This window comes from Paracoccus aminovorans (genome assembly GCF_001546115.1).
Taxonomy (GTDB): domain Bacteria; phylum Pseudomonadota; class Alphaproteobacteria; order Rhodobacterales; family Rhodobacteraceae; genus Paracoccus; species Paracoccus aminovorans_B.
In genome coordinates, this window is record NZ_KQ955208.1 from 1,365,722 (window position 1) to 1,387,918 (window position 22,197).

Sequence of the window (22,197 nt, forward strand, 5' to 3'; positions counted from 1 at the left end):
CAAAGCCGCCCGGAAAATCTGGACAAAGGCGATTCGTCCTGCTAGAGGGCGGCTTCCTGCAAATCTGCTCAACTTTAACCTAGGAAGGTGGTGACAACCACATGCAGGTAAGTGTTCGCGACAACAACGTCGAACAGGCGCTTCGTGCTCTGAAGAAAAAACTTCAGCGCGAGGGGGTGTTCCGTGAAATGAAGCTCAAGCAGCATTTCGAGAAACCCTCGGTCAAGAAGGCCCGTGAAAAGGCCGAGGCCGTTCGCCGCGCCCGCAAGCTGGCCCGTAAAAAGGCCCAGCGCGAAGGCGCGCTGTAAGACGAGCGACACGTTCGTTTCAGGAAAACCCCCGCCCGCGCGGGGGTTTTTCATTTTAAACCGGCAGCGCCGTGGTCTGCGCCACCGTGCGCAGCGAGAAGGACGAATGCATCTGCTGGACGCCCGGCAGCTTGGCCAGGAACTGCCGGTGGATGCGGGCGAAATCGTCGGTGTCATGCGCCACCACCTTCAGCAGGTAGTCGGCCGAGCCCGCCATCAGGTGGCATTCCAGCACGTCGGGGATCTTGCGCACCTCGCGCTCGAAGGCTTCCAGCAGCTCGTCCGCCTGGCCGGACAGCGTGATCTCGACGAAGACCGTGGTCGGGCGCTCCAGCTTGCGCGCATCCAGAAGCGCGACATAGCCGCGGATCACGCCGGCCTCTTCCAGCCGCTGCACGCGGCGATGGCAGGCGCTGGCCGACAGGCCGACCTCGGCCGCCAGGTCGGCATTGGTCCTGCGCCCGTCGCGTTGCAGCACGGTCAGGATGCGGCGGTCCGTTGCGTCAAGGTCGATCATCGCTGAAGATCCCGTCGTGACGGGCGCCGGTTCGCGCCAATTCTTCGAAACTAGCCGGTTTCGCCGCGCAGTTTAAGCATGAACTGTCGGCCGCGGCGTGCCAGCATGGAACGACAGGGAAAGGGAGGATACCCATGAAGATCGGATGCCCGACGGAGATCAAACCGCAGGAGTTCCGCGTCGGCCTGACGCCCGAGGCGGTGCGCGAGGCCACGGCCCGCGGGCACGAGGTGCTGGTCCAGGCCGGCGCGGGCAACGGCTCCGGCTTCCCGGACCAGGATTACATCGACGCCGGCGCCCGCATCCTGCCCGACGCCGCATCGGTCTTTGCCGAGGCCGAACTGATCGTGAAGGTCAAGGAGCCGCAGGCGGCCGAGCGCGCCATGCTGCGCCAGGGCCAGCTGCTTTTCACCTATCTGCACCTGGCGCCCGACCCGGCCCAGACCCGCGAGCTGCTGGAAAGCGGCGTCACCGCCATCGCCTATGAGACGGTGACCGATGCGCGCGGCGGGTTGCCGCTTCTGGCGCCGATGTCCGAGGTCGCGGGCCGGCTGGCGCCGCAGGTCGGCGCCTGGACGCTGCAAAAGGCCAATGGCGGCTCGGGCGTGCTCTTGGGCGGCGTGCCCGGGGTGCGGCCGGGCAATGTCGTGGTGATCGGCGGCGGCGTCGTCGGCACGGCGGCGGCGCGGGTGGCGGTCGGCATGGGCGCCAATGTCACGGTGCTGGACCGCTCGGTGCCGCGGCTCAGTTACCTTGACGACGTCTTCATGGGTCGGCTGACCACGCAATATGCGACGCAGGGTGCCATCGCCGAACTGCTGCCCGGTGCCGACATGGTGATCGGCGCGGTGCTGGTGCCGGGCGCCGCCGCGCCCAAGCTGGTGACGCGGGCGCAGCTTTCGCTGATGAAGCCCGGCTCGGCCTTGGTCGACGTGGCCATTGACCAGGGCGGCTGTTTTCAGACCTCGCGCCCGACCACCCACCAGGACCCGGTCTATGAGGTGGACGGCATCATGCATTACTGCGTCGCGAACATGCCCGGCGCGGTGGCCCGCACCTCGACCCGGGCGCTGGGGAACGCCACCCTGCGCTTCGTGCTGGCGCTGGCGGACAAGGGCTGGCGCCGGGCGCTGGCCGAGGACGCGCATCTGCGCGCCGGCCTTGCCACGCATGCGGGCGTGCTGGCCTCGGCGCCGGTGGCCGAGGCGCAGCGGCTGGCCTGGCAGCCGCCCGAGACGCTGATCGCCTGAAGGCTGGCGCGGCGCGGTTCCCCCGCGCCGCGCCGGGGGTCAGGCGCGCTGCGCGCGCAGCTCGTCGCGGATCTGCAGCAGCAGTTCCTCTTGCGTCGGGCCGGCGGGTGCGGCGGCCTCGGCCTCTTTCTTGCGGATGGCGGCGGATTGCAGCTTGTTCACGCCCTTGACCAGCAGGAACACCGCCCAGGCGATGATCAGGAAATTGATGACCGCCGACAGGAACGAGCCATAGGCAAAGACCGAGGCGCCCGAATCGCGGGCCGCGGCCAGGCTGGCGCCCTCGGGGACAGTGCCCTTCAGCACGAGGTAATGGCCGCTGAAATCGGTGCCGCCGGTCAGAAGACCGATGATCGGGTTGATCAGATCGGCGACCAGCGAATTGACGATGGCGGTAAACGCCGCGCCGATGATGATACCGACGGCAAGGTCGACGACATTGCCCCGGGCGATGAATTCCTTGAATTCCTTGATCATGTGCTTACCTTTTCGAACCTGTCGCACGTGTTAACGAATGTGCTCATAACACGCTGCCGGAATCCAGCCCAGACGGAACGGAACCATGACCGCACCGATCGGCTGTCCCGTCGCGCGTCGCCGGCCGCCGAAGCGGCGCGGCCTGAACGCAAGCGCCCCGCCGGGACGGGGCGTTCTCCAGGCACGGCGCCTTACTTGCGCAGCAATTGCTCCAGCAGCTCGTTCGTGCGCTGGGTGTTGCGATAGATACCAAAGAACAGATACATCATCCCGCCCATGATGATCGCGTAAAGCAGCCCGAAGACCAGGACGAGCAGGCCTTGCAGGAAGCCACCCTGCGGCGCCGGGGCGAACATGGTGACGAAGCCGGCGATCACGATGGCCAGCACCATCAGCGCTACGAAGACGGTAATCAGCTTTTCGGCCCAGTTTATGAAAAAATCGCGCATTTACAGACCTCTGTTTGAAATCATGCCAAGATGATCGCAACAAGAGACCGGATCGCACAGCGCCGTCAAGCCGGGCGGCTCGAATTCCATGAAAACAGTCGGGAATCGGCGCCCTGCCGCAGCGGGCGGGCGGGGCGCCGGATGTCCTAGCCGCGCAGCGTGCCGCCGGTGGCCTTCGAGACCTTCTCGACGATCTTCGCGCTGACCGCCTCGATCTCGGCATCGGTCAGGGTCTTGTCCTTCGGCTGCAACCGGGCGGTGATGGCGATGGACTTCTTGCCGCCCTCCAGCCCGGTGAACTGGTCAAAGACCGTGACCCGCTCGATCAGCGCCTTGTCGGCGCCGGCCGCCGCGTTCACCAGCGTCAGCGCCTCGACCTGCGCATCCACGACAAAGGCGAAATCGCGCTCGACCGCCTGCAGGTCCGACAGCACCAGCGCCGGGCGCGACGGCGTGCGGACTTTGGGCAGCGGCACCGCGGCGATGCGGACGGTAAAGCCGACCGCCGTGCCCTTGATGCCGAAATGCTTCAGCACGCGCGGGTGGATCTCGCCGAAACTCGCCAGCGTGTTCGGGCCCAGCGCGATATTGCCGGCGCGGCCGGGATGCCACCAGCCGTCCAGCTTGCGGTTGACCTGCGCCTTGGCCGGCGCGCCCACGGTGGCCAGCACCGCCTCGGCATCGGCCTTGGCGTCATAGATGTCCACCTTGCGGCGCGAGGCATAGGGGTCGCGCGGCGCCGTCGCGCCGACCAGGATGCCCGACAGATGCAGGTCCTGCTCGCCCGGCTCGCCGCCGCTGAAGACCGGGCCGCATTCGAACAGCGCCAGATCCATGAAGCCGCGCGCCTGGTTGCGCGCCGCCGCCGCCAGCAGGCCGGGCAGCAGGTCGGGGCGCATATGCGTCATCTCGCTGCTGATCGGGTTCTCGATGCGCACCGCATCGGACCCGCCGCCGAACAGCGCCGCCGCCGGCTGGTCGATGAAGCTGTAGGTGACGCATTCGTTATAGCCCAGGCTCGCCGCCATGCGCCGCGCCGCCGATTCCCGGCGTTGCAGCGGCGTCAGCACCGGCTGCGGCACGCCGGCCTGCGGGCGCGGCAGCCGCTGGCCTTGCAGCTTGGTCAGGCTGGCGATGCGGGCGACCTCCTCGACCAGGTCGGCGCTGCCCTGCACGTCCGGGCGCCAGGACGGCACGAAGGCCTCGTTGCCCTCCAGCCGGAAGCCCAGCGCCTGCAGCGTGGCGCGCTGTTCCGCCTCGGGGATCTCCATGCCGACCAGGCTGATGACCCGGGCCGGATCCAGGGTATAGCTGCGGGTGGTGTCGGGCACGGCGCCGGCGGTGACGACTTCGGAGGCCTCGCCGCCGCACAGGTCGAGGATCATCCGCGTCGCCAGTTCCAGCCCCTTTTGCGTGAAGGCCGGGTCCGCGCCGCGCTCGAAGCGATAGCGGGCATCCGAGTTGATCTTCAGCGCCCGGCCGGCGGTGGCGATGGCGATCGGGTCCCAATAGGCGCTCTCCAGGAAGACCTCGGTGGTCTCCTCGGAACAGCCCGAACGCTCGCCGCCCATGATGCCGGCAATGCTTTCCGGGCCCTGTTCGTCGGCGATCACCATGGTGCCGGGGGCGAAGGCATAGGTCTTGCCGTCCAGCGCCAGCAGTTCCTCGCCCTCGGCCGAGGGTCGCACCACCAGATCGCCCTTGACCTTGGCGGCGTCGAAGACATGCAGCGGCCGGTTCAGGTCGAAGGTGAAGAAATTGGTGATATCGACCAGCCTGTTGATCGGGCGCAAGCCGATGGCGGTCAGGCGCTTTTGCAGCCAGTCCGGCGAGGGGCCGTTCCTGACGCCGCGGATCAGCCTTCCGCTGAAGAACGGCGCCTTTTCCGCCACTTGCGGATCGATCACCACCTTGATCGGGCTGGGGAAGCTGCCCGGCACGGTGACGTCGGCCACGGGTTTCAGCCTGCCCAGGCCGCGCGCGGCCAGGTCGCGGGCGATGCCGTGCACGCCCAGCGCGTCGGGACGGTTCGGGGTGATCTTGATCTCGATCACTGGATCGACCGCCTCGGGGCGGTTCGCGGCCAGCCAGTCGACGAACCTCTCGCCGACCTCGCCCGAGGCCAGCTCGATGATGCCATTGTGTTCGTCCGAGAGCTCCAGCTCGCGCTCGGAGGCCATCATGCCATGGCTCTCGACGCCGCGGATCTTGCCGACGCCCAGCGTGGTGTCGAGCCCCGGGACATAGTCGCCGGGCTTGGCCAGGACCACGGTGATGCCGGCGCGGGCATTCGGGGCGCCGCAGACGATCTGCTTCTCGCCCTCGTCGGTCATGACCTTGCAGACCCGCAGCCGGTCGGCGTCGGGGTGCTGCACGGCCTCGAGGACGCGCGCAATGGTAAAGGGCGCCAGCCTGGCGGCGGGGTCCGTGACGCCCTCGACCTCAAGCCCCAGGTCGGTCAGCGCCTCGGTGATCGCATCCAGCGAGGCGGTGGTGTCGAGATGCTCCTTGAGCCAGGAGAGGGTGAATTTCATCGGCGAGCGCTCCGTCGGGTTTGGCCGTCCCTTAGCGCATGGCGCGGCGGATTGGTAGGGGCGCGCGGGCGCCCACCTGGCCGGCGGCCGGTGTACGGCCGGTGTACGCGCGGTGTACGCCCCGTGCGCGCCCGCATCTTGCAGGAAACCCGGCCCGCCCTATATGTGAAGAGGATTAACATGGGCATGGGAGCCGATGGACACGCAACGGGAAATGCTGATCGAACAACGGGTCGCGAATGACGCCAAGTCGCCGCTGGTCGCCTATCTGCTGGCGATCCTGCTGTGGGGCTTCGGCGCGCACCGGATGTATCTGGGGCGCTGGGCCAGCGGGCTTTTCATGCTGGTTTTGTGGGGTTTGGGCTGGCTGACGGCGCCGATCCTGATCGGCTGGCCGCTGGTCGGGCTGGTCTGCCTCTGGGCGCTGATCGACCTGTTCCTGATCCCCGGCATGATCCAGGAGGACAAGGACGCGATGCGCCGCAGCCTGGGCTCGCGCTGGTAGATCAGCCGGTAAACAGGCCCGGCGTCACGAACAGCGCCGGGCTGGCCGGCCCGGCTTGTTGCGCAGGCCGAGGATGCCGCCGGCCAGGCAGGCGCGGCCAGCGCTGTGGCTGTGGTACTGGCGCGGGATTCCCGGTAGGGACGGCTGATCGCGGCGCTGTGGGGCGTGCTGCTGGCGATGAGCGTGATCGCCGGGCCGCCTTGGGTGCTGGTGATGGGGGCGGCCACGGTGATGATGGGGATCTGGGTCTACGGGACGTGGCGGTACTGGTAAGCGCGCGCAGTCAGCCCGAACCACGGACCCGGCGCGCCGCAGTTCGAGCCAGTCAAGGATCGGCTTTTTCGATGTATCGGACGCGGGGCCAGCGCGGCATGGCCGCCTCGATGCCTTGCGCAAGCAGCAATGACCCGAGGATGGCGAAAATTCCCAGCGCGAACCCTGATAGCCCCGCTGTCGTCCCACCACGAAGACCAGAGGATGTGCCAGGTAGACCCACATCGAAAGCCCGGCGCACCAGCTTGAGAGCCGCGTCGGCGCGACTCTGACAGCCAGAACCACGAGTGCGACCCCGGTTCCGGCAAGGATCGTGATATTGTCCGCCGAGGGCCGCCCAAGCGTCAGCATGAGCCAGCAGAGGATGAGGGTTGCCGCCGCAATCCGCCAACCGTTCGTGAAATAGGCAATACCGACAAGCACGGGGATCAGGCCGAAACTCCATTGTGCAAGCGGGATGTTTTCAGGGGTGCCGAACAGGCAGAATGCTGCGGCCCCCGACAGCGCCGCGATCGGAGCCACGTTCCGGCGCGTCAGCATCGGCGTGAGCATCGCGACCAGGAAGGCGAAGGGCAGGAACCAAAGATGCAGCGAGCTGCCAGTCAGCAGCATGTGCCAATCCCACCAGCCAAGCGGCGGCTGGTGATGGCGCAAAAGGGTTAATAGAATGGCCTTGAAAGCTATACTAAAAAGAACTTCTCCCGGCCTGTTCGATTGCATCAGACGGTAAACGACTTTTGCCTCGATGACCAAAAGCTGACCAAGAGAATGCGTCTCGCCGCATTTCTAGGTGGTGTTGACAAAAGGGATTCACAGGGTGGCCTGATCGTGATTCAAGCTGGTACCTGCAATGGAGACCAGCTTGGCACGAGACCTGATGTCGGACGAGGAATGGGCGTTTCATGAGCGCTTCATTCTGGCCGTGCGCGCCCCGAACGGGCGCAAGCCCGCAAATCACCGCCTTGTTCTTGATGGGATTTTCTGGATCGCGCGGACCGGCTCTCCTTGGCGCGACCTCCCAGAAGAGTTCGGGAAGTGGTCCAGTGTCTACCGCCAGTTCCGGCGCTGGACCCTGGCGGGGTTGTGGGAGCAGATCCTCGAAGCGCTGAACGAAAGTCGGATCGTGCCGGATGCGCTCCAGATGATCGACAGCACCGTGATCCGCGCCCATCATCAGGCAGCGGGCGCAAAAGGGGGACTCCAAGACAGGGTTTTGGCCGTTCAAGAGGTGGTTTCACGACCAAGGTCCACCTGCGCGTCAATGCTGCCGGGCTGCCAATGAGGTCGGACATCACGCCGGGCCAGACATCGGACTACCTGGGCTTTGATCTGGTCATGGACGACAACCTGCCGGAGCCTTGCATCCTGCTGGCCGATCGCGGCTATGACTCCGACAAGGTTCGCAAAACCATGGAGGCGCGTAGCATCCTGCCGGTGGTCCCGATGCGCAAGTCTCGCAGGCTCCGTGTCGCTGTCGATCGCAGGCTCTACCGGCTGCGGAACCTTGTCGAGCGGTGCTTCAACAAGCTCAAGAACGATCGCCGTGTCGCCACCCGCTACGACAAGACCGCCGAAAGCTTCCTTGGCTTCATCGATATCACGTCGATCCGCCTCTGGCTCCGCCATTTGTCAACATGACCTAGATCAAGATAAGCCTCGTTAGGCTCAGGGCAGCGTCGCAGAAATTCTTCATAAATACGACGCTTTTCGGAGAGAATTTTCTCCGGCTCGGAAATTTGACGACCGAGCAAATAGGCAATCACGGAAAGCAACAGCCCACCGACGGAAACAAGCGCCGATATCACCTGCTCAACCCGCCCGCCACGCTCGGCACATCCCCCGCGGCAAAGCCGTAATGCCGCAGCCAGCGCAGGTCGCTTTCGAAAAAGGCCCGCAGATCCGGGATGCCGTATTTCAGCATGGCGATCCGGTCGATGCCCATGCCGAAGGCGAAGCCCTGCCATTGCTCGGGGTCGATGCCGCCGGCGGCCAGCACCTTGGGATGCACCATGCCGGAGCCGAGGATCTCGAGCCAGGAATTGCCCTGGCCCAGCGTCAGCTTGCCGCCCTCCCAGGAGCAGCGGATATCGACCTCGGCCGAGGGCTCGGTGAAGGGGAAATGCGAGGCGCGGAAGCGCAGCTCGACCTCGTCGAGCTCGAAGAAGGCGCGGCAGAATTCCTCGAGCGTCCATTTCAGGTTCGCCATGGAAATGTCGCGGCCCAGCGCCAGGCCTTCGACCTGGTGGAACATCGGCGCGTGGGTCTGGTCCATGTCCATGCGATAGACCCGGCCGGGGGCGATGACGCGGATCGGCGCGCCGGTTTCCTGCATGGCGCGGATCTGCACCGGCGAGGTATGGGTGCGCAGCACATGCGGCGGGCGCGGGTCGTCCGCGGCGCGCGCCATGAAGAAGGTGTCGTGCTCCTGCCGGGCGGGATGCTCGGGCGGGATGTTCAGCGCGTCGAAGTTGAACCAGTCGGATTCGATCTGCGGCCCCTCGGCGACGCGGAAGCCCATGTCGGCAAAGATCGCGGTGACCTCCTCGGACACCTGGCTAACCGGGTGGATGGTGCCCTGCGGCCGCGGCCGGCCGGGCAGGGTCACGTCCAGCCATTCCTCGCGCAGGCGGGCGTCCAGGGCGGCGTCCTCGAGGCCCTGGCGGCGGGCGCGCAGGGCGGCGTCGACCTCGTCCTTCAGCCGGTTCAGCGCGGCGCCGGTGGTCTGGCGCTCTTCCGGCGTCATGCGGCCCAGTTCCTTCATCATGCCGCTGATCTCGCCCTTCTTGCCAAGGGCGGCCAGGCGCACCTGTTCCAGCGCATCGCCGTCACCGGCGGCCGAGATGCGGTCGAGATAGGTCTGGCGAAGGGCGTTCAGGTCGGACTGGTCGGACATGGGGCGGGCTTTCCTTGCGGTTTGCCCGCCGATTAGCATGCGGGGCAGGCCGGGAAAAGCCTTGCGACGGCTCTAGCGGGTCAGGGTTTCCAGCGCCAGCTCGGCCGGGCGGCACAGGCGCACGCCGCCGGGGCCGCAGACGATGGGGCGCTCGACCAGAAGCGGGTTCTCGACCATGGCGGCAAGGATCGCCTCGTCGCCGGCCTCGGGCAGGCCGCGCTCGGCGGCGTCGGTGCCCTTGACGCGCAGGGCCTCGCGCGGGGTGACGTCGGCGGCGGCGAACAGGCCCAGCAGCTGGGCGCGGGTCCAGCCCTCGCGGGCATAATCGACGATCTCGGGCTCGTGCCCGGCATCGCGGAGCATCTGCAGCACCTTGCGCGAGGTCGAGCAGGTCGGCTTGTGATAGATGGTGATCATGGCGGCGATCCTGCCCCGGCGCGGGCCGGCTTTCAAGCCCGGCGCGAGACCTGCAGCCAGACGCCGCCATGCGGGCGCAGGGTCAGGATCATGCGCGGCTCAGGCCGGCGCCCGGTCAGGGCAAAGCGCAGCCGCGAGAGCAGCGTGGCCAGGATGATGACCGCCTCTTGCAGGGCGAAGCTGGCGCCGATGCAGATGCGCGGGCCGGCGCCGAAGGGCAGGAAGGCGAAGCGGTCGCGGCTGACGCCGGGGGCAAAGCGGTCGGGGTCGAAGGCATCGGGGTCGTCCCACAGCAGGCGGTGGCGGTGCAGCGCATAGATCGGCAGCATGATGGTGTCGCCGGGCCGCACCTCGCGCCCGCCCAGCGTGTCGCGACTGCGGGCGGTGCGCGACAGGAAGGCGGCGGGCGGATAGAGCCGCAGCGCCTCCTCGACCACCTGGCGCAGATAGGGCAGGCGCGGCAGGTCGGCGGCGGTCGCGACGCGACCGCCCAGGGCCGCGTCCGCCTCGATGGCGCGCGGGCCTGGACCCCGGGATCGAAGGCCAGCAGGTAAAGCGACCAGGCCAGGGTCAGCGCCGTCGTCTCATGCCCGGCGACGATGAAGGTCAGCAGGTTGTCGCGCAGCTCGGCGGCCGTCATGCGCCGCCCGGTCTCGGGATCGGCACCGGCGCGGAGCAGGTCCAGCAGATCCGGCACCCGGCGCGGCCCGGCGGCGGCCCGGGCACGGATCGCCCCGTCCGCGACCCGCTTCATCCGCCGCAGGTCGGCGCCCGCGAACAGCCGGCCCGGCCGCGGGATCCAGCCCGGCAGGCCCAGGACATCCAGGACCGAGATCCGCGCCGCCCCGGCGATATAGGCGTCGATGGCATGATGCACGGCGGCGCGGTCGAAGCCCTCGTCGCCGGAAAAGGTCACGTCCGAGATCACCTCGAAGGTCGCGGCCACCATCTCGGCAAAGACATCGACCGGCCCCTCGGCCGAGACCAGCCGCCGCGCGCTCGCCTCGGCAGCGGCGCTCATCACCGGCCCCAGCGCCTCGACATGGCGCTGGGCAAAGGCCGGGGCGGCGGCCAGGCGCTGCCAGCGCCAATGCGCACCCTCGGCCACGAACATCGAACAGCCCACCGCCGGTCCCAGGATCAGCCGCGTCACCAGCGACTTGGGATAGTCCTCGACGCGGTCCTTCAGCACCACGCGCAGCGCCTCGGGATCCATGACCATGTGCCAGCGCTTGCCGGTCTTGCCCGAGACCATGGGCTGGCGCACAGCGATCTCGGGGATCAGCTCCAGCACATTGCGCCGCGCCACCATGGCCGAGGCCAGCACCCCAAGCGGCTTGCGGTGCAGGGGCACGCGGACGGGAAGATCATGCGGCAAGGACATGCCCCGCAACCCCGCCCTGCCCCGCCGGGTTCCAGGGACAGCTTCTCTTTTGTGGACAAATATCCCGGGGGAACGCCGGGCCTGCCCGGCGTGGGGGCAGAGCCCCCCGGACGCAACGAAAAAACCCGCGCCAAGGCGCGGGTTTCCGTGTCTCTGCCAAACCCGAAGGATCAGGCGGCGGCTTTCGCCTGCGCGACCACGGCGGCAAAGGCCTCGGGCTCGTGCACGGCCAGGTCGGCCAGGACCTTGCGGTCCACCTCGATCCCGGCTTTCGCCAGCGCGGCGATGAAGCGCGAATAGGTCATCTCGGCATCGACGGCGCGCACGGCGGCGTTGATGCGCTGGATCCACAGCGCGCGGAAATTGCGCTTGCGCGTCTTGCGGTCGCGGGTCGCATATTGGTTGGCCTTGTCGACAGCCTGGGTCGCGGTGCGGAAGTTGCGCGAACGGTTGCCGTAATAGCCTTTCGCCGCGTCAAGAACCTTCTTGTGGCGGGCGTGGGTGATCTTACCCGATTTGACTCGTGCCATGTCCGGTTCTCCTTAGCGGTTGTAGGGCATGTATTTCTTGACGATCTTCGCGTCCGCGTCGGACAGGATCATGGTCCCGGTCACATCGCGGATGAATTTCGTCGAGCGCTTGATCATGCCGTGGCGCTTGCCGGCCGGGCCGGCCTTGACCTTGCCCGAAGCCGTCATCGAGAACCGCTTCTTGGCGGCCGCTTTGGTCTTCATCTTCGGCATTTTACTCTCCTTGCGGTCAGAGTGAACGCGCGACTCGGCAATGCCATATCGGCCGGCCGCGCGGGTGGAAGCGTGCCCTATAAGGGCGCGCCGCGAATTTGACAAGCCTTATTGGCTGGCGGGCGCCGCCGGAGCGCTCTCGGCGGCCGGCGCCTCCGCGGGGGCCTCGACAGCAGGGGCCGCCGGGGCTTCCACGGCCGGCGCGGTCTCGACAGGTGCAGGCTCGGCGGGCGCAGGCTCGGCGGGGGCGGTCCCGGCCGGGGCGGCAGCCTCGGGCGCGGGCGCGCTCACCGGGTCGGTGCCCAGGGTGACCTGGCCATCCAGCAGGCGCTGCCAGCTTTCCTTCAGCCCCGCGACGCCGAAGGGGCGCGGGTCCAGCCAGGCGCCGGCAAAGACCAGGACCAGGCCCAGCACCAGCGCGATGGCCGCGCCGCGCGGCGCGCGGGTGCGCGCCACCGCGACGATGGCCAGCAGCACCGACAGCACGCACAGCGCCACGCCGGCCAGCAACAGGATGTCGATCATCGGATCACCTTTCCGTAACAGCTCGTTACGCGGGGCTTATTCCGGATCGGTGCGATAGATCAAGCGCTCGTCGCAGGGCGCGATGCGCAGGATGTTGGTGGTGCCGGGCACGTTGAAGGGCACGCCGGCCATGACCACGATCTGGTTGGTCTCGTCGGCAAAGCCGAAGTCGCGCGCCGCCTTGGCGGCGTTGACCACGGCCTGCTTGAAGCGCTCCAGCTCGGGTGTCAGCACGCAATGCGTGCCCCAGGTCAGGCACAGCCGGCGCAGCGTCCGCTCTTCCGAGGACATGGCGACGATCGGCACGCGCGGGCGCTCGCGCGCCACCAGGCTGCCGGTGGTGCCGGACTGAGTAAAGGCGCAGATGGCGGAGATGTCGGTGGTCTCGGCGATCTCGCGCGCGGCGGCGACGATGCCGTCGGCCACGGTCTGGCGCTTGGCCTGGCGCGAGCTTTCGATGATCTCGCGATAGGTCGGGTCGCTTTCGACCGAGCGGGCGACGTTGTCCATGGTCGCCACCGCCTCGACCGGATAGGCGCCGGCGGCGCTTTCGGCCGAAAGCATGATGGCGTCGGTGCCCTCGTAGATCGCGGTCGCGACGTCGCTGACCTCGGCGCGGGTCGGCATCGGGCTTTCGATCATCGATTCCAGCATCTGGGTCGCCACGATCACCGGCTTCGCGGCCGCGCGGCAGGCGCGCACCAGCCGCTTCTGGATCGGCGGCACCGAATGCACCGGCAGCTCGACGCCCAGGTCGCCGCGCGCCACCATGATCCCGTCCGAGACCTTCAGGATCTCGCTGAAGGCACGCACGGCGGCGGGTTTCTCGATCTTGGACAGGATGGCGGCGCGGCCGCGGGCCAGCTCGCGCGCCTCGATCACGTCCTCGGGGCGCTGGACGAAGGACAGGGCCAGCCAGTCCACCCCCAGCCCGCAGGCGAATTCCAGGTCGTCGCGGTCCTTGTCCGACAGCGCCGCCAGCGGCAGCACCACGTCCGGCACGTTCACGCCCTTGCGGTTCGAGATCGGCCCGCCCGCCGTCACCACGCAATCGGCGAAATCGGCACCGCAATTCTCGACCCGCAGGCGGATCTTGCCGTCGTTGACCAGCAGTTCGGCGCTGGGTTCCAGCGCGGCGAAGATCTCGGGATGCGGCAGCTGCACGCGGCTCGCCGTGCCCGGCGTCGCGTCGAGGTCGAAGCGGAAGGCCTGGCCGTCGGCCAGGTCGTGCGGCCCGTCGGCGAAGGCGCCCACGCGCAGCTTCGGCCCTTGCAGGTCGGCCAGCACGGCGATGGGCCGGCCCGATTCGGCCTCGACCTTGCGGATGATGTCGTAGCGGGCGCGCTGCTCCTCATGCGTGCCGTGGCTCATGTTCAGGCGGAACACGTCCGCGCCGGCCTCGAACAATGCCCGGATGGTGGCGAAATCGCTGGATGCCGGTCCCAGGGTTGCCACGATCTTGACCTTGCGATGCCGTCTCATCCGTCTCTCCCGCCTCTTGTTTGCGCTATCGGCTCTATAGACCCATTCGCCCGCGCGCGGCAACCGCGCCTTGCGCAAGGCTTGCACTAAAGCGTGCCCGATGCGAGGCAAAGCCGACATGACACACGAATCGCATTCCATCATCGGGCCTTCGCGCGGGTCGCGCTGGCTGATCACCTGCGACCACGCCACCAACCGCGTGCCGGACTGGGTGGGCGGCGGGTCTTTGGGCATCGCGCCCGAGGACATGGCCCGCCACATCGCCTATGACGTGGGCGCCGCCGGGCTGACGCGGAAGCTGGCCGAACGGCTGGACGCGCCGGCGATCCTGACGGATTTCTCGCGCCTGGTGATCGACCCGAACCGGGGCGAGGACGATCCGACGCTGCTGATGCGGATCTATGACGGCACCGTGATCCCGGCGAACCGCCACGCCGGGCCGGCCGAGCGCGCATTGCGGATGGAGCGGCTCTATCGCCCCTATCACGCCGCCTATGAGGCCCTGGCCGCGGCCCGGCCGGACCGGGCGATCTGCGCCATCCACAGCTTTACCCGCCAGTTGCGCGGCCGGCCGCGCCGGCCCTGGGCGGTGGGCGTGCTCTATTCGCATCGCGACGAAAGGCTGGGCAAGGCGCTGGTGCGCGAATGCCGCGACCTAGGCTGGATCACCGGCGACAACGAGCCCTATTCCGGGCATCTGGACGGCGATTCCATCGACCGCCACGCCCTGGCGCAGGGCCGCCCGAACGTGCTGATCGAGGTCAGGAACGACCTGATCGCCGACGAGCCCGGGCAGGCGCTTTGGGCCGAGCGGCTGGGGGACGTGCTGGAGGGATTCCTGGACAGGTGCGGGCTGTGATGCGATCCGCCATGGCCCGCCGGACCCTGACCTTTGCCCTGGCCGCGGGCGGCGGCGCGCTGTTCCTGGCGCTGCACCTGCCGCTGCCGCTGCTCTTGGGCCCGATGCTCGCCTGCCTGATCGCGGCGCTGGCGGGGGCGCCGCTGATGGGCGCGGGCGGGCTCGGCACCTTCATGCGTACCTTCCTGGGCGTCGCGGTCGGGGCCTCGATCACGCCCGAGGTGCTGGGCAAGATCCCCGAGATCGCCGCCTCGCTGGCCTTCGTCCCCGCCTTCATCCTGGTGATCGCACTGGTCGGCTATCCGCTGTTCCGGCGCGGCTTCGGCTTCGACCACCCGACCGCCTGGTATGCCGCCATGCCGGGCGGGTTGCAGGACATGCTGGTCTTCGGCGAGGAGGCCGGCGGCGACGTCCGCGCGCTGTCGCTGATCCACGCCACGCGGGTGCTGGTCATCGTCACCGTGGCGCCGCTGATCATGCAAAGCTTCTGGGGCGTGGACCTGTCGCAGCCGCCGGGCACCTCGATCCGCGCCACCGATCCCGCCGAGATCGCCATCATGGTCGCGGCCGGGCTGATCGGCTGGAAGGCGGCCGAGCGGCTGGGCCTGTTCGGCGCCTCGATCCTGGGGCCGATGATCCTGACGGCGGCGCTGTCCTTGTCGGGCGTGATCCAGCACCGCCCGCCGGCCGAGATCATCCAGGCGGCGCAATTCTTCATCGGCGTGGCGGTAGGGGTGAAATACGTCGGCATCACCGGGCGCGAGCTGCGCATCGACGTCAGCGCCGGGCTGGTCTATGCGCTGTTCCTGGCGCTCATCAGCCTGATCTTCATCGAGCTGATCATGCAATTGGGCCTGGCGCCGGCGCTCGACGCCTTCCTGGCCTATCTGCCGGGCGGGCAGGCCGAGATGGTGGTCATCGCCATCATCGCCGGCGCGGACCTGGCCTATGTCGTCAGCCACCACCTGCTGCGCATGGTGATCGTCATCACCCTGGCGCCGCTGGCCTCGAAACTGATCGAGCGGCGGCGCTAGAAAAAGCTCTGCGGGTCGATGTCCACGGACAGCCGCAGGTTCGTCGGCGGCTTCGGCGCCTGCGCCAGCCATGAAGCGATCGCCGCCTGCACCGGCGCCTGGCGCGGGGCGCGGATCAGCATCCTGACCCGGCAGCGGCCGCGGATACGGGTGATCGGCGCCGGCGCAGGGCCGAAAAGCTCGGCCCCCACGGCGCGCAACGGCTCGGCCCGGCGGGCCAGCGCATGGGCGTAATCCTCGACCACCGGCATGTCGGGATGCGACAGGATGATCCCCGCCAGCCGGCCGAAGGGCGGCATGCCGGCCGCCTGGCGCTGCGCCGCCTCGGCGTCCCAGAAATCCTCGTCCCGGCCCGAGAGGATCGCGCGGATCACCGGATGTTCGGGCTGATAGGTCTGCAGCAGCGCCAGCCCCCGCGCCTCGCCGCCCTCGCGCCCGGCCCGGCCGGCGACCTGGCGCATCAGCTGGAAGCTGCGCTCGGCCGCGCGCAGATCGGCGCCTTGCAGGCCCAGGTCGGCGTCGATCACGCCCACCAGCGTCAGGCGCGGGAAGTTGTGGCCCTTGGCGACCAGTTGGGTGCCGATGATGATGTCGGTTTCGCCGGCCCCGATCTCGGCGATGGCCTCCTTCAGCGCCCGGGCCGAATGGAACAGGTCCGAGGACAGCACCGAGGCGCGGGCCTCGGGGAAACGCTCGGCGACCTCCTCGGCCAGCCGCTCGACGCCGGGGCCGATGGCGGTCATCTTGCCCTCGACGCCGCAGGCGGGACAGGCGGTCGGGATCGGCTTGGTCTCGCCGCATTGGTGGCAGACGAGGCGGTTCTGGAAGCGGTGCTCGACCATGCGGGCGTCGCAATGGTCGCAACCGATCTGCTGGCCACAGGCGCGGCAGGCGGTGATCGGGGCATAGCCGCGCCGGTTCAGGAACAAGAGCGACTGCTCGCCGCGCTGCTTGCGGGCGGCGATCTCGGCGGCAAGACGCGGGCTGATCCAGCGGCCCTTTTCCATCTCTTGCTGGCGCAGGTCGATGGTGCCCATTTCCGGCAGCTCGGCGGTGCCATAGCGCGACCGCAGGTCCAGCCGGCGGTATTTCCCGGTGGCAGCGTTGACCCAGCTTTCGACCGAGGGCGTGGCCGAGGCCAGCACCACCTGCGCCTGTTCGATGCTGGCGCGCAGCACCGCCATGTCGCGGGCGCTGTAATAGACCACGTCCTCCTGCTTGTAGCTGGAATCGTGCTCCTCATCGACGACGATCAGGCCCAGGTCGGCAAAGGGCAGGAACAGCGCCGAGCGGGCGCCGACCACCATGCCGACGTTATGCGTCGCCGCCATGGTCCACAGCCGGCGGCGCTCGCTGCGGGTGATGCCGGAATGCCATTCGCCGGGCCGGGCGCCGAAACGGGCCTCGACCCGGTCGAGGAACTCGGCCGAGAGCGCGATCTCGGGCAGCAGCACCAGCGCCTGCCGGCCCTGGCGCAGACATTCGGCCACGGCCTCCAGATAGACTTCGGTCTTGCCCGAGCCGGTGACGCCGCGCAGCAGCGTGGTGGCATAGGCGCGGCGGGCGACCTCGGCCCGCAGGGCGTCGGCGGCCTCGGCCTGGTCCTGCGCCAAGGGCTTGCCGGGCAGGCCGGGGTCAAGGCGCGGATAGGGCACATCGCGCGGCGCCAGCACTTCGGCCAGCGTGCCGGATTTGACCAGACCCTGCACCACGCCCGGGCTGACGCCGGCCAGCTGCGCCAGCTCGCCGGGCGCGAAGCCGGCGCCGCCGTGATCCTCGATCACCCGCAGCACGGCGGCGCGGGCGTCGGTCATGCGCTCGGGCGGCGGGCCGGCGCGATGGATGATGCGCCGGGCCGAGGGCGGCTGGTCCAGGTCCGGCGCCCGCGTCGCCATGCGTAGCATCGCAGGCAAGGGCGTCAGCGTGTATTCGCCCATCCGGGTCAGGAATTCGATCATGCCCCCCGACAGCGGCGGCGCATCGACCAGCCGCGCCACCGGGCGCAGCTTGGCCATGTCGAAATCGCCCATGCCCGGTCCCCAGACCGCCCCCATCACCCGGCGCGGCCCCAGCGGCACCACCACCAGCTGGCCCAGCCGCACCCCGCCCTCGGGCGCGAGATAATCCAGCACGCCGACGACTTCCTGCGTCAGCACGGCGATGCGCGCGCCATGGGGATAGAAGGCCGGCGGCATCGGGTTCAGGGCACCGCAGCCCAGCCGACGAACAGCAGCAGCGGCCAATGCCCGACCAGCACCGGGCCGGCGGCCAGCAGCGGCAGCAGATCGAACAGGTCGGGGTTCAGGGCTTCCAAGGGCGCTCTCCTGCGGACAAGGCCGGGATCTTGCACAGGGCCGCGCCCGCCCGCAAGCCGCGCGGACTTCACGCGCCGATTGTTATGCGCTAAACCCTCGGCAAATCCGCAAGAGGGGGCCCCCGCGCATGAAATTCTTTGTCGATACCGCCGACGTCGCCGCGATCCGCGAATTGAACGACCTGGGCATGGTGGATGGCGTCACCACCAACCCCTCGCTGATCCTGAAATCCGGCCGCGACATCCTGGAAGTCACCAAGGAAATCTGCGACCTGGTCGAAGGCCCGGTCAGCGCCGAGGTGGTGGCCAGCGACGCCGCCGACATGATCCGCGAGGGCGAGCGCCTGGTGAAGATCGCCTCGAACATCACCGTCAAGGTGCCGCTGACCTGGGACGGGCTCAAGGCCTGCAAGGCGCTGTCGTCGCAGGGCCACAAGGTCAACGTGACGCTGTGCTTCAGCCCGGCGCAGGCGATCCTGGCGGCGAAAGCCGGCGCGACCTTCATCAGCCCCTTCCTGGGCCGGCTCGACGACATCAACCTGGACGGCGTCGAGCTGATCGCGCAGATCCGCGAGATCTATGACAATTACGACTTCCAGACCGAGATCCTGGCGGCCTCGATCCGCTCGGTGAACCACATCACCGACGTGGCCCGCATCGGCGCCGACGTCATCACCGCCCCGCCGGCGGTCATCAAGGCGATGGCGAATCACGTGCTGACCGACAAGGGCCTGGAACAGTTCAACGCCGACTGGGCCAAGACCGGGCAGAAGATCCTCTGATGCCCGACAGCCAGCCGCTTTCCGACGAGACCCGCGCCCGGCTGCTGGCGCAGCCCGAGCTGATCCTCGCCGACCGCGACCTGATGCGCGCGCTGATCGGCGCGCGCGAGGCCGAGGTGGGCGAGAACGTCATCGACATCCGCGGCCGCGCCATGCAGGCGCTGGAATCGCGGCTGGACCGGCTGGAATCGGCGCATGAATCGGTGATCTCGGCCGCCTATGACAACCAGTCGGGGATGAACACCATCCACCGCGCCGTGCTGTCGCTGCTGGAACCGATGGAGTTCGAGGGCTTCCTGGAAAACCTCGAACTCGCCGTCGCGCCGATCCTGCGGGTGGAAACCCTGCGGCTGGTGATGGAATCGGGCGGCGCCCTGCCCCAGCCGCAGGCCAGCGGCCCGCTGATCGTCGCCCCCGCCGGCACGGTGGCCGAGCTGATCTCGGGCGGCCGGCGCATGCCGCGCGGCGACGACATCGTGCTGCGCCGCGCCGCCAGCCAGGCCCTGCCCTTTCACGGCGAAGCGCGCGCGCCGATCCGCTCCGAGGCGCTGTTGCCGCTGGACCTCGGCCCCGGCCGCTTCCCGGCGCTGCTCTTGATGGGTTCCGGCGATGTCGGGCGCTTCAACCCGGCCCAGGGTACGGACCTGTTGCGCTTCTTCGGCCAGGTGTTCCGGCTGGTGCTGATCTCCTGGCTCCGGGCATGAGCCAGCCGGCCGGCCCCCTGGCGCTGGCCCCGGCCATGGCCGACAATCTCGCGCGCTGGCTCGACAGCGAAAAGGCGACGCGCGACCGCTCCGAGCACACGATCCGGGCCTATCAGGGCGATCTGCTGGCTTTCCTGGCCTTCCTCGGCGGCTATCACGGCACGCCGGCCCTGCCCGCGACGCTGGGCAGCCTGACCCAGACCGACATGCGCGCCTTTGCCGCCGCCGAGCGCACCCGCGGCCTTGGCGCCCGCTCGCTGGCGCGAAGGCTCTCGGCCGCGCGCAGCTTCATCCGCTGGATGTCGGACCGGCACGGCTTCGACGCTTCCAGGGCGCTGGCGGCGCGCAGCCCGAAATTCACCCGCTCGCTGCCGCGCCCGCTGGCGCCGGACCAGGCCGAGGCGGTGCTGGACATCGCCGGCGACACCCACGCCGAGCCCTGGATCGCCGCCCGCGACACCGCCGTCCTGACCCTGCTCTACGGCTGCGGGCTGCGCATCTCCGAGGCGCTCAGCCTCGACGGCCGCGACTGGCCCTTCCGCGAGGCGCTGACCATCCGCGGCAAGGGCAAGAAGGAACGCCAGGTGCCGGTGCTGCCCATCGCGCAGCAGGCGACGGCGGCCTATCTGCAGCTCTGCCCCTGGCCGCTGGAACCGCAGTCGCCGCTGTTTCGCGGCGCGCGCGGCGGCCGGCTGAACCCGTCGCTGATCGCGGCGGCGATGCGCCACGCCCGCCAGGTCATGGGCCTGCCGCCGACGGCGACGCCGCATGCGCTGCGCCACAGCTTCGCCACGCATCTGCTGGCGGAGGGCGGCGATCTGCGCACCATCCAGGAACTGCTGGGCCACGCCAGCCTCTCGACCACCCAGGTCTATACCGGCATCGACGACGCCCGGCTGCTCGAGGTCTATCGCGCCGCCCATCCCCGGGGCTGATCGGCTTCTTTGCTCCACAAATACCCCCGCCGCCCGTGCCACAGACCCGGCCGCCGCACCCCGGCCCCAACGGCTTTCACCGTTTCCCAAATACTCCCGGCCACCGCGCCGCACGCGCGGCCTTTACAATTCGGCCGCCGCGCCGCAAAGCCCGGGCCATGGACCTCTCGCTCGACCTTCTGCTGATGCTGATCGGCGCCGCCTTCGCGGCCGGCTTCGTCGATGCCATCGCCGGCGGCGGCGGGCTGATCACCGTGCCGGCGCTGATGCTGGCGGGCCTGCCGCCCGCGCAGGCGCTGGCCACCAACAAGGTGCAGGGCGTGTTCGGCGCCGCGACGGCGGCGATCTCCTATGCCCGCCGCGGCCTGGTCGACCCGCGCGCGCAACTGCCCGAGGCCGCCGTGGCCTTCATGGCCGGGCTCTGGGGCGCGGCGCTGGTCAGCTTCCTGCCGACGCAGGCGCTGCGCTACGGCCTGCCGCTGCTCTTGATCGGCATCGCGGTCTTCTTCGCGCTGAAGCCGGGGCTCGACGACACCGACCGGGCGCGGCGCCTGCCGCATGCGGTCTTTGCCGCGACGGTGGTGCCGGCGGTCGCCTTCTACGACGGGCTGCTGGGACCGGGCACCGGCTCGTTCTTCATGCTGGGCTTCGTGATGCTGGCGGGCTACGGCATCCTCAAGGCCACGGCGCATACGAAGCTGCTGAACTTCGCCTCGAACCTGGGCGGGCTGGTGGCCTTCGCCCTGGTCGGCAAGCCGCTGTGGCTGGTCGGCGCCGCCATGGCGGTGGCGCAGATCGCCGGCGCCAGCCTGGGCGCGCGGCTGGCCATGCGCATCGGCGCCCGGGTCATCAAGCCGCTGCTGGTCGTCACCTCGACCGCGCTGGCGCTGCGGCTGATCTGGCAACTCATGTAACGGGGCGGGACCACGCCCGCCCCGAAAGCCTTGGGCAAGGCTCAGACAAAGACGAACATCGAATCGTCCAGCTCGGCCAGCGCGACCCCTTCCAGCACCAGCCGGTTGCCGCCGCCCAGGTCGAAGACCGCATCCGCCCCGTCCTGCCGGGCCGCCGCCATCAGCGCCGCGTAATCGTCGGTGCCGGCCAGATCGACGCGGATCACCTCGGCCTGGTCCGCACCGCAACCGCAGCCGCCGGTCTCGAAATCGATGATGCGGTCGCTGCCGCCGTCGAAGACGAAGGTATCGCGGCCATAGCCGCCCGAGAGCAGGTCGTTCCCCGCCCCGCCATCGACCAGATCGTCGCCGAAACAGCCGTTGAGGGTGTCGTTGCCCGAACCGCCCGACAGCTGGTCATTGCCGAAACCGCCATGCAGGAAGTCGTTGCCGGCCTCGCCCTTCAGCGTGTCGTTGCCGAAGCAGCCGTGCAGGCTGTCGTTGCCGGTCCCGCCCCACAGCGCATCATTGCCCAGCCCGCCATGCATGAAGTCGTGGCCGGCCTGGCCCCACATGCGGTCGTTGCCATTGCAGCCATGCATCGAATCGCGGCCGTCGCCGCCCCAGAGGCTGTCATTGCCGAAACCGCCGTGCAGGAAGTCGTCGCCGCCAAAGCCGCGCAGCCGGTCACTGCCGCCGCCTCCCAGGATGCCGTCGTCGCAATCGGTGCCGTCCAGAATCTCGGGGCCGGAAACGCCGCGGATCACGTTCAGCACGGGCAGCCGGCCCATCTGCCGCGCCAGCTCGGCAGCCACGTCGGCCAGGGTCTCGGAATAGACCGCCCAGTAATAATCATAAGACAAAGTCGCCATGGATCTTACCTCGGTAACATGAAAAACCGCCCGAGTTCTTCGGGCGA

Annotated in this window: 22 protein-coding genes and 2 pseudogenes; 10 read left to right on the forward strand and 14 right to left on the reverse strand. The window is 68.9% G+C overall.

Annotation, left to right across the window (positions count from 1 at the left end; translation table 11 throughout):
• Nucleotides 1-101: 101 nt before the first annotated feature.
• Nucleotides 102-308, forward strand: a complete 207-nt coding sequence (gene rpsU / locus ASV56_RS22625) for a 30S ribosomal protein S21 (protein ID WP_011748553.1) — start codon at nucleotides 102-104, stop codon at nucleotides 306-308.
• A gap of 55 nt (nucleotides 309-363) precedes the next feature.
• Here rpsU and ASV56_RS07060 read toward each other — a convergent pair whose 3' ends face one another.
• Nucleotides 364-822, reverse strand: a complete 459-nt coding sequence (locus tag ASV56_RS07060; protein WP_172823762.1) for an Lrp/AsnC family transcriptional regulator — start codon at nucleotides 820-822, stop codon at nucleotides 364-366.
• 137 nt (nucleotides 823-959) lie between these two features.
• On the opposite strand from ASV56_RS07060, the gene ald reads away from it, so the two are divergent.
• Nucleotides 960-2,075 carry an alanine dehydrogenase gene (gene ald / locus ASV56_RS07065; protein ID WP_062561355.1) on the forward strand — a complete coding sequence of 372 codons (1,116 nt, stop codon included), beginning with the start codon at nucleotides 960-962 and terminating at the stop codon, nucleotides 2,073-2,075.
• A gap of 39 nt (nucleotides 2,076-2,114) precedes the next feature.
• Here ald and mscL read toward each other — a convergent pair whose 3' ends face one another.
• From mscL to pheT, 3 genes are all read right to left on the reverse strand, one after another.
• Entirely contained in the window at nucleotides 2,115-2,552 is a 438-nt protein-coding gene (gene mscL, locus ASV56_RS07070; RefSeq protein WP_062561356.1) for a large conductance mechanosensitive channel protein MscL, read from the reverse strand.
• 191 nt (nucleotides 2,553-2,743) lie between these two features.
• On the reverse strand, nucleotides 2,744-3,001 hold the full coding sequence (locus tag ASV56_RS07075) for a hypothetical protein (RefSeq protein ID WP_062561357.1): 258 nt from the start codon (nucleotides 2,999-3,001) through the stop codon (nucleotides 2,744-2,746).
• A 146-nt stretch (nucleotides 3,002-3,147) separates the two neighbouring features.
• The gene (gene pheT / locus ASV56_RS07080) at nucleotides 3,148-5,535 is read right to left on the reverse strand and encodes a phenylalanine--tRNA ligase subunit beta (protein ID WP_062561358.1); all 2,388 of its coding nucleotides are present in this window, start codon (nucleotides 5,533-5,535) and stop codon (nucleotides 3,148-3,150) included.
• A 214-nt stretch (nucleotides 5,536-5,749) separates the two neighbouring features.
• Here pheT and ASV56_RS07085 point away from each other — a divergent pair, with 214 nt between their 5' ends.
• Nucleotides 5,750-6,040 carry a TM2 domain-containing protein gene (locus ASV56_RS07085; protein ID WP_253879902.1) on the forward strand — a complete coding sequence of 97 codons (291 nt, stop codon included), beginning with the start codon at nucleotides 5,750-5,752 and terminating at the stop codon, nucleotides 6,038-6,040.
• A gap of 24 nt (nucleotides 6,041-6,064) precedes the next feature.
• Here ASV56_RS07085 and ASV56_RS23485 read toward each other — a convergent pair whose 3' ends face one another.
• Nucleotides 6,065-7,066 (reverse strand): acyltransferase family protein, encoded by a 1,002-nt coding sequence (locus tag ASV56_RS23485; RefSeq protein WP_156429094.1) that lies wholly within the window; start codon nucleotides 7,064-7,066, stop codon nucleotides 6,065-6,067.
• Between the two features lie 124 nt (nucleotides 7,067-7,190).
• Here ASV56_RS23485 and ASV56_RS22630 point away from each other — a divergent pair.
• Nucleotides 7,191-7,951 (forward strand): annotated as a pseudogene (locus ASV56_RS22630) (IS5 family transposase).
• A gap of 163 nt (nucleotides 7,952-8,114) precedes the next feature.
• On the opposite strand, the gene pheS reads toward ASV56_RS22630, so the two are convergent.
• The 7 genes and pseudogenes from pheS to pyk form a co-directional block, all read right to left on the reverse strand.
• Entirely contained in the window at nucleotides 8,115-9,206 is a 1,092-nt protein-coding gene (gene pheS, locus ASV56_RS07100) for a phenylalanine--tRNA ligase subunit alpha (protein ID WP_082724747.1), read from the reverse strand.
• 72 nt (nucleotides 9,207-9,278) lie between these two features.
• Nucleotides 9,279-9,623, reverse strand: coding sequence for an arsenate reductase family protein (locus ASV56_RS07105; protein ID WP_017998715.1), 345 nt, complete (start codon nucleotides 9,621-9,623; stop codon nucleotides 9,279-9,281).
• Nucleotides 9,624-9,655: 32 nt separating this feature from the next.
• Nucleotides 9,656-11,007, reverse strand: a pseudogene (locus ASV56_RS07110) (cytochrome P450).
• A 170-nt stretch (nucleotides 11,008-11,177) separates the two neighbouring features.
• On the reverse strand, nucleotides 11,178-11,537 hold the full coding sequence (gene rplT, locus ASV56_RS07115) for a 50S ribosomal protein L20 (protein WP_011748559.1): 360 nt from the start codon (nucleotides 11,535-11,537) through the stop codon (nucleotides 11,178-11,180).
• Nucleotides 11,538-11,549: 12 nt separating this feature from the next.
• Entirely contained in the window at nucleotides 11,550-11,750 is a 201-nt protein-coding gene (rpmI, locus tag ASV56_RS07120) for a 50S ribosomal protein L35 (RefSeq protein WP_017998717.1), read from the reverse strand.
• Nucleotides 11,751-11,858: 108 nt separating this feature from the next.
• Nucleotides 11,859-12,275: a hypothetical protein gene (locus ASV56_RS07125; protein ID WP_062561361.1), complete on the reverse strand. Its 417-nt coding sequence runs from the start codon at nucleotides 12,273-12,275 to the stop codon at nucleotides 11,859-11,861.
• 36 nt (nucleotides 12,276-12,311) lie between these two features.
• On the reverse strand, nucleotides 12,312-13,757 hold the full coding sequence (gene pyk / locus ASV56_RS07130) for a pyruvate kinase (RefSeq protein ID WP_062561362.1): 1,446 nt from the start codon (nucleotides 13,755-13,757) through the stop codon (nucleotides 12,312-12,314).
• A 118-nt stretch (nucleotides 13,758-13,875) separates the two neighbouring features.
• On the opposite strand from pyk, the gene ASV56_RS07135 reads away from it, so the two are divergent.
• A complete protein-coding gene (locus ASV56_RS07135) occupies nucleotides 13,876-14,616 on the forward strand; it encodes an N-formylglutamate amidohydrolase (RefSeq protein ID WP_062562264.1) in 741 nt (246 codons plus the stop codon).
• Nucleotides 14,617-14,627: 11 nt separating this feature from the next.
• Nucleotides 14,628-15,650, forward strand: coding sequence for an AbrB family transcriptional regulator (locus tag ASV56_RS07140; protein ID WP_253879904.1), 1,023 nt, complete (start codon nucleotides 14,628-14,630; stop codon nucleotides 15,648-15,650).
• On the opposite strand, the gene ASV56_RS07145 is transcribed toward ASV56_RS07140, so the two are convergent.
• Nucleotides 15,647-17,845, reverse strand: a complete 2,199-nt coding sequence (locus ASV56_RS07145; RefSeq protein WP_062561364.1) for a primosomal protein N' — start codon at nucleotides 17,843-17,845, stop codon at nucleotides 15,647-15,649. The two genes, ASV56_RS07140 and ASV56_RS07145, sit on opposite strands and share 4 nt — an antisense overlap.
• A gap of 247 nt (nucleotides 17,846-18,092) precedes the next feature.
• Between ASV56_RS07145 and fsa the strand changes: the two genes are divergently transcribed.
• The 4 genes from fsa to ASV56_RS07165 all read left to right on the forward strand — a co-directional run bounded on the left by fsa (nucleotide 18,093) and on the right by ASV56_RS07165 (nucleotide 21,299).
• Nucleotides 18,093-18,746: a fructose-6-phosphate aldolase gene (fsa, locus tag ASV56_RS07150; protein ID WP_062561365.1), complete on the forward strand. Its 654-nt coding sequence runs from the start codon at nucleotides 18,093-18,095 to the stop codon at nucleotides 18,744-18,746.
• Nucleotides 18,746-19,450: a DUF484 family protein gene (locus ASV56_RS07155; RefSeq protein WP_062561366.1), complete on the forward strand. Its 705-nt coding sequence runs from the start codon at nucleotides 18,746-18,748 to the stop codon at nucleotides 19,448-19,450. The genes fsa and ASV56_RS07155 overlap by 1 nt, the downstream gene beginning before the upstream one ends.
• Complete coding sequence (locus ASV56_RS07160; protein WP_062561367.1) at nucleotides 19,447-20,385, forward strand: tyrosine recombinase XerC; 939 nt, start codon at nucleotides 19,447-19,449, stop codon at nucleotides 20,383-20,385. Before ASV56_RS07155 ends, ASV56_RS07160 begins: the two co-directional genes overlap by 4 nt.
• A gap of 158 nt (nucleotides 20,386-20,543) precedes the next feature.
• Nucleotides 20,544-21,299 (forward strand): TSUP family transporter, encoded by a 756-nt coding sequence (locus ASV56_RS07165; RefSeq protein WP_062561368.1) that lies wholly within the window; start codon nucleotides 20,544-20,546, stop codon nucleotides 21,297-21,299.
• Between the two features lie 41 nt (nucleotides 21,300-21,340).
• Here ASV56_RS07165 and ASV56_RS07170 read toward each other — a convergent pair whose 3' ends face one another.
• Entirely contained in the window at nucleotides 21,341-22,150 is an 810-nt protein-coding gene (locus ASV56_RS07170) for a calcium-binding protein (RefSeq protein WP_172823736.1), read from the reverse strand.
• Between the last annotated feature and the right edge of the window lie 47 nt (nucleotides 22,151-22,197).